The 12,933-nt window shown below is 34.7% G+C and carries 10 protein-coding genes; 5 read left to right on the forward strand and 5 right to left on the reverse strand.

Annotated features, from left to right (window positions below; genetic code table 11):
• Positions 1-35: 35 nt before the first annotated feature.
• The 5 genes from IPN31_10460 to IPN31_10480 all read right to left on the reverse strand — a co-directional run bounded on the left by IPN31_10460 (position 36) and on the right by IPN31_10480 (position 7,959).
• Positions 36-779 (reverse strand): TIGR00730 family Rossman fold protein, encoded by a 744-nt coding sequence (locus tag IPN31_10460; protein ID MBK8682304.1) that lies wholly within the window; start codon positions 777-779, stop codon positions 36-38.
• Positions 780-1,055: 276 nt separating this feature from the next.
• Positions 1,056-2,447, reverse strand: a complete 1,392-nt coding sequence (locus IPN31_10465) for a tetratricopeptide repeat protein (GenBank protein ID MBK8682305.1) — start codon at positions 2,445-2,447, stop codon at positions 1,056-1,058.
• 43 nt (positions 2,448-2,490) lie between these two features.
• Positions 2,491-5,022 carry a DNA gyrase subunit A gene (gyrA, locus tag IPN31_10470; GenBank protein ID MBK8682306.1) on the reverse strand — a complete coding sequence of 844 codons (2,532 nt, stop codon included), beginning with the start codon at positions 5,020-5,022 and terminating at the stop codon, positions 2,491-2,493.
• Positions 5,023-5,185: 163 nt separating this feature from the next.
• On the reverse strand, positions 5,186-7,225 hold the full coding sequence (locus IPN31_10475) for a S9 family peptidase (protein MBK8682307.1): 2,040 nt from the start codon (positions 7,223-7,225) through the stop codon (positions 5,186-5,188).
• Positions 7,226-7,257: 32 nt separating this feature from the next.
• Positions 7,258-7,959 carry an SDR family oxidoreductase gene (locus tag IPN31_10480; GenBank protein MBK8682308.1) on the reverse strand — a complete coding sequence of 234 codons (702 nt, stop codon included), beginning with the start codon at positions 7,957-7,959 and terminating at the stop codon, positions 7,258-7,260.
• A 174-nt stretch (positions 7,960-8,133) separates the two neighbouring features.
• Here IPN31_10480 and IPN31_10485 point away from each other — a divergent pair, with 174 nt between their 5' ends.
• From IPN31_10485 to IPN31_10505, 5 genes are all read left to right on the forward strand, one after another.
• A complete protein-coding gene (locus IPN31_10485; protein ID MBK8682309.1) occupies positions 8,134-8,820 on the forward strand; it encodes a MotA/TolQ/ExbB proton channel family protein in 687 nt (228 codons plus the stop codon).
• On the forward strand, positions 8,820-9,218 hold the full coding sequence (locus tag IPN31_10490; GenBank protein ID MBK8682310.1) for a biopolymer transporter ExbD: 399 nt from the start codon (positions 8,820-8,822) through the stop codon (positions 9,216-9,218). The genes IPN31_10485 and IPN31_10490 overlap by 1 nt, the downstream gene beginning before the upstream one ends.
• A gap of 44 nt (positions 9,219-9,262) precedes the next feature.
• Complete coding sequence (locus IPN31_10495) at positions 9,263-10,069, forward strand: energy transducer TonB (protein ID MBK8682311.1); 807 nt, start codon at positions 9,263-9,265, stop codon at positions 10,067-10,069.
• An 85-nt stretch (positions 10,070-10,154) separates the two neighbouring features.
• Positions 10,155-11,465, forward strand: a complete 1,311-nt coding sequence (locus IPN31_10500) for a bifunctional folylpolyglutamate synthase/dihydrofolate synthase (protein ID MBK8682312.1) — start codon at positions 10,155-10,157, stop codon at positions 11,463-11,465.
• Positions 11,466-11,469: 4 nt separating this feature from the next.
• On the forward strand, positions 11,470-12,885 hold the full coding sequence (locus IPN31_10505) for a DUF5106 domain-containing protein (GenBank protein ID MBK8682313.1): 1,416 nt from the start codon (positions 11,470-11,472) through the stop codon (positions 12,883-12,885).
• Positions 12,886-12,933 lie beyond the last annotated feature (48 nt).

The following is a 12,933-nucleotide window of genomic DNA, read 5'->3' on the forward strand; positions in this document are numbered from 1 at the left end:
GTGAAATTTTCATTTAAAAATGTAAAGATAAAAGTTTAAAATTTTTCATTCAGGATTCTGCGTGGTTTTAACTTTTTGATTTGGTAGTTTTCTCCAATATAATTTTGAATATGATTTACTGCCTCGGCTACATCATCTGTAAATAACACATATTTCAAGTCTTCCGGATCAATGGTCTTATTAACCTGCATTTTCGTTAATAGTTCCAGTATATCTGTGTAATATTCTTTTCCAATTACTACTAAGGGAAAATCTTTAATAGTTTTTGTTTGGATAAGAGTGAGTGTTTCAAAAAATTCATCCATGGTTCCGACGCCACCGGGCATTACCACAAATCCATATGAATATTTGGTTAACAAAACTTTACGCACAAAAAAATATTTAATAGTTACCCATTTGTGCATATAAGGATTATACTGCTGCTCTTGCGGTAGCACAATATTGCATCCCACAGAAATTCCACCTGATTCAAAGGCTCCACGATTAGCAGCTTCCATAATTCCGGGACCTCCACCGGTTAATATTGTTAATCCGATATCACTTAATTCCTTTCCTAATTCACGGGCTTTTTGATAATAAGGATGCGATTCCTCAAATCGTGCGGAACCAAAAACTGTGATACATGGTCCGACAAAATGCAATGCCCGATATCCCTTTATAAATTCTTTGAATATGTCAAAAGCGGTTTTTAATTCATTGAATCTGGATAATGGTCCTGAAAGAAATTCACGTGTTTTTTTTAACTTTTGTTGTTGGTTATTTTCTTCTTGTTTTTTCATAATAAAAATTAATTTAACATGTCTAGCAAATTATTTATAAACGCAATTTGAATGATATTGAATTTTGCCAAATATAATTAGGCTGATAAGATATAATCCATAACCAATTGTTTATAGATTATCGATTGGGCTATCTTGATTTTATTATACAATTAGCTGTTGAATTAAATGATATTATTATCTGCTGATATTCTCGATACCAATTTAACCATAATTAATATTATGTTAAGTAAGATATTTAATAAAAAGGAGGACATTGCATCCTCCTCTAATTATTTACTCCCCTAATAAAAGCTTCATTTCATTTACTTTAGTCATATTGCCAGTCTTGGCATATATTTCTTTTAGAGCTTGCATAGTTGGAATATCTGCCGGGCTGGTTTTATGTGCAGCTTCAAAATAAGGTAATGCTTGAGTATATAAACCATTGCGTTTTTTCTCCATAGCTGTATATTCGGCATCAGCATCTAAAGGCAAATTAATCATATACTTGTTCAATTCAATTGCCTTGTTATAATACAATGCACCCAAGTTCAGATTTGCTTCAAAATTTTCTGGCTGCAGAGCTATTGCTCTTTGATATGCATTAACTGCAGCGTCAAAATAGGCTTGTGCTTGTTCCGGATTACTACATTTTTTAATTACATCATTAATTTTCTTAGTATCACCATCAAAGGATAACACTTTACCACCTTCCATTGTAATTGAATAGCCATCATATTTCCATACTTCTTTAATAAAATTCATATTTGACTCATCTTTTGCTATAGATTGTGGTTCGCCTACACAAGTTTTAACAGTGCTTGATGGAGTACCAGATTCTAAGCTTGCGGTTTTAATAAGTTCGCCATTTGCATTTCCTAAAGCAAAATACAATTGAATATTATCCGGGTCAATGGCGATAGCTTCTTCTAATTTGTCAACAATATCACCCACATTCCCTTTATTGAGATAATAATTTAACTCCGAAATAATAAGAGCTTCGTTTTGTGGAAATGCTTTCCGTCCAGTTTCAATAACTTCTAATGCCTTGTCTTCCATGCCTTTGGAAGAATATAAGTCAGATAATGATTGATAGACGTATGGTTCATTATATTTCATATCTACTAAGCGCTGAAATATCGCAATTGCTTCTTCAGTTTTCCCAATTTTTTCTGCTGTTAATCCGGTATTAAAGATTACGCCAGTATCTATTGCCATAGTAGGATCTATTTCTAACTGCAACATATTGGCTTCGGAAGATTTAGAAAAAGATGTATAAGCTTTCTCAAAATCTTTATTGCCATAGGCTTGTGCTCCTTGATTAAAATATCCCATTTGTAGATATTGATACTCAATTAACATTTGACTTTTTAAATTTTTAACATCAGGCATTGACATAGCTTTTTGGAAAGATTCCATTGCCACATCAAGCGGTTTATCTGATAGATCAGTAAATTTTCCGGTTTGATCAAATGCTATAGCGGAATAAATTTTTCCTCTATAAAACCAGGTTTTTGCCTGAGTAGCGGTTTTTTCATTCACGGCTGCAATTTCAATTGCCTCTTGTGCCCTGTCAAGTTCTCCATTTGCCAGATATGTGATGGCGGAAGAAACTTTGCTTGATTGAGCTGCAGCAATGTTTATCGTCATTAATACTATTGTGGCTGCTAAACCTAATTTTTTCATTTGGCTAATTTTTATATGTAATTAAAAGAGAGTGATTTAAAAATTATTCTTCATTGGTTTGTTCTTCCTCAGTTCCTGGAATTTCTTCATCATTAATAACAACTTCTTCTTCTCGGTCAATTCTAGTTACAGATGCAATTTGGTCTGTACCTTTCAAACTAATGAGCCTAACTCCTTGAGTAGCTCGGCCCATTTTCCTTAGGCTATCCACTCCCATTCTTATTGCAATTCCATTTTCGGTTATTATGATTAGGTCATTTTGATCTGTAACTGCCTTTAATGCAATCAGCTTGCCAGTTTTTTCTGTAATCTTAATTGTAGAAACACCTTTACCCCCTCGGTTTGTAACTCTGTAAACATCTCCTCCATCTTCCGGATCTACCAGATTGGTGCGTTTTCCATAACCTTTTTCACTAACTACTAATACTGTAGTATCCATATTTTCCTTATCAACACAGATCATTCCTACTACTTCATCAGCTTCATTTGCTAATCGAATTCCTCTAACGCCGGTGGAATTTCTTCCCATTGGTCTCACTTTTCCTTCAGGGAATCGAATTGCTCTTCCCGATTTAACCGCCATCATAATATCAAGTTTGCCATTGGTAAGTTTTACTTCAAGCAACTGATCTTCATCTTTAATATTGATAGCAATAATACCATTCGTTCTTGGTCTGGAAAAGGCTTCAACAGTAGTTTTTTTAATAACACCTTTTTTAGTACAGAAAATCAAGTAATGCGAATTGATAAATTCTTCATCTTTTAAATCATGAATATCAATGGTGGCCATAACTTTATCTCCAGGAGGCAGATTTATTAGGTTTTGCATAGCTCTTCCTTTGGAAGTTCTGCTGCCTTCAGGAATTTGATACACAGGTAACCAGAAACATTTGCCTTGTTGTGTGAAGAATAACATTGTATCGTGTGTGGAGGCAATGAAGATATGCTCTATAAAATCCTCATCTCTTGTTTCACTTCCCTTAAAGCCTGTTCCACCACGACCTTGTCTGCGATATTCAGTTGCAGCGGTCCGTTTAATATATCCCATATGTGAAATGGTGATTACCACATCTTCCTCATTAATCAGATCAGCAATGGAAAGCTCACCTTCGGCGGCAGTAATACTAGTTCTGCGTTTATCACCGAATCTTTCTAGCACTTCATTCACTTCATCCACAATAATCTGCATGCGGATATCTTCATTATCCAAAATTTCTTTCAGGCGTTTTATTTGCGCCATCACTTCTTCATACTCAAGTTTTATTTTATCACGCTCAAGTCCAGTTAATCTCTGCAAACGCATTTCCAGAATTGCTTTAGCCTGAATTTCAGATAAACCAAATTTGCTGATAAGTCCCTCTCTCGCATCATCCGGTGTTTTGGAACCTCGTATTAAAGCAATTACTTCATCTAGATGGTCTAAAGCAATCATCAATCCTTCCAGAATATGTGCTCTTTCTTCAGCTTTACGCAGTTCGAATTGAGTACGGCGCACAACCACTTCATGTCTGAACAATACAAATTGCTCAATTATCTGTTTTAAGCCCAACAATTTAGGTCGGCCATTTACAAGGCAGATATTATTAACACCATAAGATGATTGAAGCTGCGTGTATTTATACAATTGATTTAAAATAACAGCGGCAACTCCATCCCTTTTCAATTCAATTACAATACGAAATCCTTCTCTGTTGCTTTCATCCCGTATATCAGAAATGCCTTCTATTTTCTTTTCATTAACCAGTTCGGCCATTTTTGTTATCAACACTGACTTATTCACCTGAAAAGGAATTTCAGTAATAATGATTTGTTCACGGTTGTTTGCCATTGATTCAATTTCGGCAATGCCCCGAACCACGATGCGCCCTCTACCTGTTTCAAAACTTTCCAAAATCCCATCCACTCCATAGATTTGGCCCCCAGTTGGGAAATCCGGACCTTTTACATATTCCATTAATTCTAAAGTGGTTATCTCTCTATTCTTAATGAATGCGATTATGCCGTTACAGATTTCAGTAAGGTTATGGGGCAACATATTAGTAGCCATACCGACAGCAATACCACTGCTCCCATTCACCAATAAATTAGGAATTCGGGATGGCATTACCGAAGGCTCCTTTAAAGTATCATCGAAGTTATTAGTAAAATCAACGGTGTCTTTTTCAAGGTCGCTGATGATATCTTCTGTAATTCTCTGGAAACGAGCTTCTGTATAACGCATTGCGGCAGGTGAATCGCCATCAACAGAACCGAAGTTACCCTGACCATCCACCAAAGGATATCTCATACTCCAGTCTTGAGCCATCCGTACCATTGCATCATACACAGATGTATCACCATGCGGGTGATATTTACCGAGCACCTCTCCTACAATACGAGCGGATTTTTTATAAGGCTTGTTATAATTAACACCCAGATCGTGCATACCGAACAGCACTCTGCGGTGAACGGGTTTCAATCCGTCACGTACATCCGGAATTGCCCGGGACACGATTACCGACATTGAATAATCAATGTAGGCAGTCTTCATTTCTTCTTCGATATTTATGGGAATAATTCTTTCTCCGTCTGACATATTTTTCTACTTAAATTAAGGTCTGCAAATTTACTCAATTGACCCTGTATACCATAGCCTGAAAGCCCTTATTTGATGCAAGTTTTCAACATGTTATAGTCAAATAAAAATATGGAGTATTACAACTGGAGAAACACCACTGATTATTGCCCGAAATGCCGCATCATAATGTCGCTTTCAGCCAACCATAAAATTCCTTATGCCAGATCATTGCATTTTGATAAGAAAGTATCCAATGATTTTCATTGGGGAAATACACCAATTTGCTTTTTAATCCTAATAATTGCGCTGCGGTGAATGCCTGAAACGCCTGGTCCTCAGTAACTCTGAAATCCTTTCCTCCTTGAAAAATAAGAATTGGTGTTTTCCATTTATCTACATGTTCAATTGGATTGAATTCAGAATATGATTTTTCATTTGCTGCACTTGTTTCCCAATAAGGGCCATCCATTTCCCAGTTAGTAAACCATAATTCTTCGGTGGCTCCATACATACTTTGCAAATTGAATACACCATCATGTGCTATAAATGATTTAAATCTTCCATCGCTCACACCCTCTAACATGAATATAGAATATCCGCCATAGCTGGCTCCTACTGCACCACAACGATCGTCATCCACATAATCTAAGTCCTTCTTTGCCCAATCAATGGCACTTAAATAATCTCCGATTGGTTGGCCTCCCCAATCTTTACTAATTGCTGCGTTCCATTCAACACCATGACCTTGCATCCCTCTTCTGTTTGGAGCTATTATCACATATCCATTTGCTGCCATCAATTGAAAATTCCAACGAAAAGAATAAAACTGACTCACCGGACTTTGAGGGCCGCCCTGGCAATATAAAATTGTAGGGTATTTTTTGTTGGGATCAAAGTTGGGAGGAAGAATTACATAAACTAACATCTCCTTATTGTCAGTTGTTTTTATCCAATGTGATTCAACTTTACTTAAAGCAATAGAATTATATACAGCATCATTCACTTTTGATATTTGTCGCACCTCATTTTTAGATTTATTAAATCCAAAAATTTCTGCAGCATGATTCATATCCGTGCGAGTGAATATTATTTCTGTATCAGTAAATCCTACAACACCAGTAACATCAGAGTATCCATTGATAACAGGTTCAATGGGATATTTCTTTAATCCCTTATTGAAACCATCCCAATCAAAAGCAAATAAACTGATGGTGCCTTTGTTTGGTTGTTGCATAAAAATTTGTTTTGAATCCGGACTCCAATACAACGCATCAACTGATTCATCTAACATTTCTGAAATATTTGTTATTTCATAAGTGGATGTATTCAATATCATCATCCGATTTTTATCCGCTTCATTACCAGCAGTTTTCATACTTAAGTATGCAATCCATTTTCCATCGGGACTTAACACTGGTCTCGTATCGTATCCCATATTTTCAGACGTAAGGTTTCGAGTGCTTTTACCCTCAATCGAATATTGGAAAATATCGGAATTTGTACTTACCGCATATTCTTTACCAGTTAATTTTTTTGTAACATAAATAATAGTTTTCCCATCTTGACCCCAAATAAAATCCTCAGCACCACCCCAAGGTTTTGTCGGACAATCATAGGGTTCATTTTCCATAATGTCTACTACTTCCGAAATATTTCCATTATTCCATTTTGCATAAAATACATGGGAGCTGTTTTCATCCTCCCAAATATCCCAATGACGAAACATCAAATCATCTATAATATTCACATCTGCTTTTGGATATTCCGGATACATATCTGCCAAAGTTTTTCCGGTTTTTACTTCACCCGAAAAAATTATACTTGAGCCATCATTTGAAAATTTCACATTGTCTAATCCCGCTGCATAATTTGTGATTTGTTTCGCTGCACTTCCATCCCACTCGGCTTGCCATAATTGGCTATTTAATAAATATCCCATTTTACGATTTGGAAGAGTAATTACATTGTATTCTATTCCAGGTGTACTCGTCAATTGCTTTACATTTCCATTGGAAATATTTACTGCATACAAATTACTTTCACCAGAATTGGAGGCTTGATCATAATATTTCACGCTATAAATAACTGCGCTTTTATCAGCCGACACACATTCTGCATTTACTCTGCCCAGCGACCATAATAATTCAGGAGTCATTACATTCTGAGCAGAAGCAAATTGCAACATAAATACTGTTGCCAATAAAAAAATATATTTTTTCATAGTTCTATTTTTTAAAAAATAAGTTGAAGTAATTAAGTATGTAGTTTTCCAAACATTGGAATAACAGCACCTGTAATTCCTGATGATTTATTTGAAGTAAGAAAAGATATTAAATCGCCGATATCTTCAGGTGGTGTCCATTTCTTTGCTGCCTCTTCACTTCCCCATTTCATGTTTGAAGGGGTATTTATTACAGCAGGCACAATACAATTTACACGCACATTAAATGGTCTGCCTTCTTCTGCAGCCGTTTGACTTAAAGAAATAACGCCTGCTTTTGATGCAGCATAAACAGCATTGGATGAAGTGGGATGTAAACCGGGTTTTGCTCCCATAGTAACTATTGTTCCACGACCTTGCATTTTTAAAATCGGCATTGCATATTTTAATAATAAAAAAGTTGAATATGTATTCAAACGAAAAATATTATCAAAATCATGAGATGATGTTGAGCCAAAATCTTCGTTTGCAACAAATCCACCGGCGATATGTACAAGGCCATCCGCCATTCCACTGTTGTGAAAAAATCTTTCAACAGAATCCTGATCTGTTAAATCACATAGATATGGAAAAACTCGATGATTAATATGATGATGAAAATTCTGCATCAATTCTTCTTCTGTTTTTGTGTTGTGAACAGCAGCATGTATTTCCCAACCTTCAGCGATTAATCTATCAGTAACATATTTTCCTAATGCCCCATCCGCTCCTGTCATCCATAATTTTCTGAACATATTCTGTTTTTTTATTCTTTCAATTAAAATTTGTTCTCGTCTAAAATATAATACAAAGTTCGGTCTTTACGTTGGCATATACATAATCTTCACATAGCAATCTCTCTATTTTTGTTTGGCATCGCATATAATTCCTTTAAATAAATACGTTTCTACTAAAACTCAGTAATAATTATGTTTAACACCCTTTTGCAAATAACTACCGACACCTTGTCTAATACAGGTATCGAAACTGCTGATCAGGAAAAACTCTCTTTAATTGCCCTTATGATGAAGGGTGGAATTATTATGATTCCAATAGGTATTTTATTTCTCGTAACAGTATTTGTTTTTTTTGAAAGATATTTTACTATCAGAAGAGCTGGAAAAGGAGACAGTCATTTTATGTTGAATATTCGTGATTATATTTCTAATGGCAATGTGGAAGCAGCAAAGATGTTATGTAAGAATACAGAAACACCTTATGCCCGCATGATTGAAAAGGGTATTCGCAGAATTGGAACACCATTAAAAAATATTGAAGTCGCCATTGAAAATGTAGGTAAGCTTGAACTCTATCGAATGGAAAAAAACTTAGCAGTTCTTGCAATGATTGCAGGTATTGGTCCGATGATCGGATTTCTCGGTACAGTTACTGGAATGATACGTGCATTTTACGATATGAGTGTAAGCGATCAAATTTCACCTAAATTATTATCCTCAGGAATTTATGAAGCGATGGTTACAACTGTTGCAGGTTTAATAGTGGGGATTTTGGCGAACATCGCATATAACTCTTTGCTTTCTCTCGTTGAAAAAGTAATTTATAAAATGGAAGCTACTTCAGTTGAATTTATGGACTTACTTCAAGAACCCGCATAATGAGTTTACGCACAAGAAATAAACGCACTGCAGATTTCAGTATGTCATCACTTACTGATATTATTTTTATGTTGCTCATTTTTTTCCTGCTTACCTCTACATTGGTTGCACCTAATGCAATTCCGATGTTGTTGCCAAATTCTAATTCACAAGCACAAGCAACAGAAACAGTTTCTGTAAGTATTGATGAAAGATTGAATTATTTTTTAAATGGAAAAACAATTAACGTTAGTGATTTAGAATCTGTATTAGATAGAGCATTAATTGGAAAAGAAGATCAGGGAATAGTATTGTATGCGGATAAAACTGTGCCGATAGAAAATGTAGTGCAAGTTTTAAATGTTGCTAATAAAATGAAGATAAAAGTGGTATTGGCAACTGTTCCTGAGAAGCAATAGTTGTGGAATAGGATTTGTTTTTCATCTCATTCAAAACAAAGATTATGGCTACGGTATATAGTTACGAAAAAACAGCAAAACGCAAAAGCTCAGTCATCACATTGATTGTTGCAATCTGTGTGGCAATGCTATTATTTTTATTAGCATTTCGTCCACCTTATCCACCCATAGAACCGGAAGGATTATTAATTGATTTTGGATATGATGAATCCGGATTAGGAACAGAAGAACCTAAATTGGTAAATCAAATTCCTACTCCACCTGTTGAATCTGATAATTCAAAAGTGGAAAAAGAAATTGCAACGCAAGACATGGAAAAAACTATTGCAATTCCAAAAGAAAAGAAAAAAGAAAAGCCAGTAACAAATAATAAAAACCCTGTTAAAGATCCGGTAGAAACTAAAAATGAACCTGTGATTGATAATAGTCAGGTATATAATCCGAACAATCATTCTTTCGAAAATCAAAATAGCAGTGAAGGAAATAAACCGGGTTCCGGCAATATGGGCGATCCGTCAGGTGATCCAAATGGTAAACCGGGAAAAGGTGATGGCATCGGTGATAATGGAACTTCAGGTGTTGGATTTAGTTTATCCGGAAGAAGCATGACCAACAAACCGAATATTGCAGGTAACCCTACTGAATCAGGAAAAGTAGTCTTGAAAATAAAAGTAAATCGTGATGGATTAGTTACCGAAGCCACTTACGAAAGAAAAGGTTCTACCATCGTTGATCAATCAGTAATTAATGATGCAATTCGTTCTATAAAAGGAAAAAAATTATTTAATGTGAAATCTGATGCACCCGATTTTCAGGAAGGCACACTCACAATCAACTATACTTTAAAGTAGGGTCCAGTATGTATGAACAGGACAACAAATGCACCGAAAGGTGCATTTGTTTTTAAAAGTATATGCTTGATTAATTTTGCGACTAATGCAATATCAGGAAACGATAAAATATCTGATGGAACACCTGCCCATGTATCAGCGCATTGGTGCACAGGCGTATAAAAAAGATCTTACAAATATTACAGTGCTTTGCAATGCGCTGGGTAATCCTCAAAATAAATTTTCAACTATTCATGTTGCAGGTACAAATGGCAAAGGTTCTGTTTCAAATTTATTAGCTTCAGTATTATTCGAATCAGGTTATAAAACAGGATTATATACCTCTCCTCACCTATTGGATTTTAGAGAACGTATTCGTGTAAACGGAGAATTTTGTACCCGGGAATTTGTAATTGGTTTTACTAAAAATATTCTTCCACTTATTGAAGAAATCAAACCTTCTTTTTTCGAAATTACTGTTGCCATGGCTTTTGAATATTTTGCTTTGATGGAAGTGGATGTTGGGGTTATAGAAGTGGGTTTGGGCGGACGACTTGACTCTACAAATATTATTCAACCCGACCTTTCTGTAATTACAAATATTGGTTATGATCATCAACAATTTTTAGGTGAAACCTTACCTGAAATAGCATTTGAAAAAGCCGGAATTATTAAAGCAGGTAAACCTGTTGTGATTGGAGAATATCATCCTGAAACATTCCCTGTTTTTAAAGATAAAGCATTATCTACGCTTTCACCACTTTCACTTGCTGAAGAAAATATACAAATAGATTTTTTGGAAAATACTTCAAATGGAATGCGATTAAATATCCTTTATCAAAATCAATTAGTATATCCAAATATTATTTCTGCATTAATGGGTAACTATCAATTAAAAAATATTGCAACCGTAATTGAAAGTATCGAGATATTAAATAATTCTAGTTATACAATTACTGAAGATGCGGTTTATGATGGATTTAAAAATGTATTAATAAATACAAACTTTACCGGTCGATTTCAAAAATTATCCGATGCACCTTTAACCTATTGCGATTGCGCACATAATGCGGAAGGTTTACAAATGTTGTTTGATACAATTCAACAATTATCCTTTGAACAATTACATATAATAACAGGTGCCGTAAATGATAAAGACCTGAATAGAAATTTAGCTTGTTTTCCTAAATCCGCAATTTATTATTTTTCAAAACCCGATATACCACGAGGATTACCTGCGGACAAATTAAAATCCTTGGCTTCATCATTTGAATTATCCGGCAGTACTTATGATTCAGTTGCAGATGCTTATTATACTGCAAAGTCAAATGCAGGAAGTAATGACTTGATATTAATCTGTGGTAGTATTTTTGTGGTATCGGAAGTCTTAAAAATTTTTCAAAATATTGATAATTAAAAACATGTTACGTCAATTAACTTTAGTTCTCCTCACATTTATCTCTTTCACCATTTTTGGACAAAGCACCGGATATGAATATAAAATTCAAATCAAAGGAATGGAGGATACTGTAATTTTTTTAGGTCATCATTATGGTGACAGGCAATATGTAATTGATACTTTGGCCACAGATAATAAAGGCCTGGCAATTGCAAAAGGTAATACGCCCCTGCCCGGTGGTATTTATTTGATTGTAATGCCTAAACTCAACAATAGATTTTTTGAGATGATTATAAATGAACCGAGTTTTTCTATGTCAACCGACACTGCTGATTTCGCAGAGAAAATGAAGGTTACCAATTCAGTAGAGAATACTATTTTTTATGAAGATTTGAATTTTTTAAATACTCAAAGAAAATTAGCCGATCCTATAAAGGAGCAACTTAAAAGTGCAGAGCCTAACTCGGAGGAAGCAATAGCATTAAAAGCAGAATTAGAAAAAATAAATAATAATGTAGAAGCATTTAGAAACAATCTCATTGAAAAATATCCCAATACATTTTATGTAAAATTTATTCAATCATTTCAAGACCCTAAAATACCACCTGCCCCATTAAATGCAGATGGAAGTGTGGATTCTACTTTTGCTTACCGTTGGATTCGGGTGCATTATTTCGACAATGTAGATTTTAATGATGAAAGATTTTTACGCACTTCTCTTTACACTACCAAAGTGAATAAATACATTAATTCTTATGTTCCTCGGACACCGGACTCCATAAATGTAGCTGTAGATTTTATCGCTGAAAAAGCAATGGTGAATAATGAAGTGTATAAATTTATTATCGTCTCTCTATTAAATGATTATGCGAATTCCAAAATCATGGGAATGGATGGTGTGTATGTACACATAGTGGATACTTATTATAAAACAGGAAAAGCTCCATGGTTAGATGATGCCGCTCTATTCCGAATAGTAAATCAGGCAGATAGAATTCGCCCGACGTTAATTGGTAAGTCGGCACCACAAATAATGTTGCAGGATACTAACAAAATGGATATACCACTCTATTCCATTAAAAGTAAATACACCATGATTTTATTTTGGGATGTGGACTGTTCTCATTGCATGAAAGAGTTGCCCATTATAGTTGAAATGTATCCTGAATTTAAAGCGATGGGTGGTGAAATTTATGCGGTGTATTCTCAAGAAGAATGGGATAAATGGATTGAATTTTTACGCAAAGAAAAATACCCCTGGATAAATGTGGGCAACACGAGTTTAAAAAGTGATTTTCAAGTGAAATATAATGTGGACCAAACTCCAATTATTTTTATACTTGATGAGAATAAAAAAATCATTGCTAAAAAATTAGGTGCTGAACAGGTTCTTGGATTTTTACATGAATATTCTGATCTGCCTTTAAATAATCAATAATATTTTTTTATCTGAACACAGACTTCTAAATTGTGTTATTGTATAAAA

Source organism: Bacteroidota bacterium, from assembly GCA_016715425.1.
Taxonomy (GTDB): Bacteria; Bacteroidota; Bacteroidia; order Chitinophagales; family BACL12; genus JADKAC01.

Coding starts and splice junctions, on each gene's coding strand:
- IPN31_10460 (MBK8682304.1), bottom strand. CDS start 779: ATGAAAAAACAAGAAGAAAATAACCAACAACAAAAGTTAAAAAAAACA.
- IPN31_10465 (MBK8682305.1), bottom strand. CDS start 2,447: ATGAAAAAATTAGGTTTAGCAGCCACAATAGTATTAATGACGATAAAC.
- gyrA (MBK8682306.1), bottom strand. CDS start 5,022: ATGTCAGACGGAGAAAGAATTATTCCCATAAATATCGAAGAAGAAATG.
- IPN31_10475 (MBK8682307.1), bottom strand. CDS start 7,225: ATGAAAAAATATATTTTTTTATTGGCAACAGTATTTATGTTGCAATTT.
- IPN31_10480 (MBK8682308.1), bottom strand. CDS start 7,959: ATGTTCAGAAAATTATGGATGACAGGAGCGGATGGGGCATTAGGAAAA.
- IPN31_10485 (MBK8682309.1), top strand. CDS start 8,134: ATGTTTAACACCCTTTTGCAAATAACTACCGACACCTTGTCTAATACA.
- IPN31_10490 (MBK8682310.1), top strand. CDS start 8,820: ATGAGTTTACGCACAAGAAATAAACGCACTGCAGATTTCAGTATGTCA.
- IPN31_10495 (MBK8682311.1), top strand. CDS start 9,263: ATGGCTACGGTATATAGTTACGAAAAAACAGCAAAACGCAAAAGCTCA.
- IPN31_10500 (MBK8682312.1), top strand. CDS start 10,155: ATGCAATATCAGGAAACGATAAAATATCTGATGGAACACCTGCCCATG.
- IPN31_10505 (MBK8682313.1), top strand. CDS start 11,470: ATGTTACGTCAATTAACTTTAGTTCTCCTCACATTTATCTCTTTCACC.